This window comes from Thauera phenylacetica B4P (assembly GCF_000310225.1).
In the GTDB taxonomy this organism is placed as follows: domain Bacteria; phylum Pseudomonadota; class Gammaproteobacteria; order Burkholderiales; family Rhodocyclaceae; genus Thauera; species Thauera phenylacetica.
This window is the reverse complement of the sequence record NZ_AMXF01000592.1, coordinates 1-518: the sequence shown is the minus strand read 5'-3', so window position 1 is coordinate 518 and position 518 is coordinate 1. Positions and strand designations below refer to the sequence as shown.

The 518-nt window shown below is 72.8% G+C and carries 1 protein-coding gene; it reads left to right on the top strand.

All coding sequences use genetic code 11. The features are described from left to right. Window positions 1-518 (top strand): SdrD B-like domain-containing protein (locus tag C667_RS23850; RefSeq protein WP_004392503.1); only part of this gene is annotated, 518 nt, incomplete at both ends.

The following is a 518-nucleotide window of genomic DNA, read 5'->3' as shown; positions in this document are numbered from 1 at the left end:
CGGCTTCTGGCGCCCGGCCGCGATCGGCGACCGCGTCTGGCTCGACGCCAACGCCAACGGCCAGCAGGACGCGGGCGAAGCCGGTGTCGCCGGCGTCGCCGTCGAGCTCTACTCCTGCGCCAACGGCGCTGCGGTCGGCGCGGCACTCGCGACCACCACCACCGACGCCGCCGGCAACTACGCCTTCACCGGCCTGATGCCCGGCCAGTACGTGGTCAAGTTCCTCACCCCGGACGGCTACAGCCTCTCGCCGGTCGATGTCGGGGCCGACGGCACGGACAGCGACGCCGCGCTCTCCGGCTTCTCCGGCTGCTACACGCTCGCCTCCGGCCAGACCAACGACACGGTCGACGCCGGCCTCTACCAGGGCGCCGCGATCGGCGACCGTGTCTGGGAAGACACCAACGCCAACGGCCAGCAGGATGCCGGCGAGAACGGCATCGCGGGTGCGACCGTGCGCCTCTACACCTGCGTCGATGGCGCCCCGGGCGTCCTGGTCGCCCAGACCACGACCGACG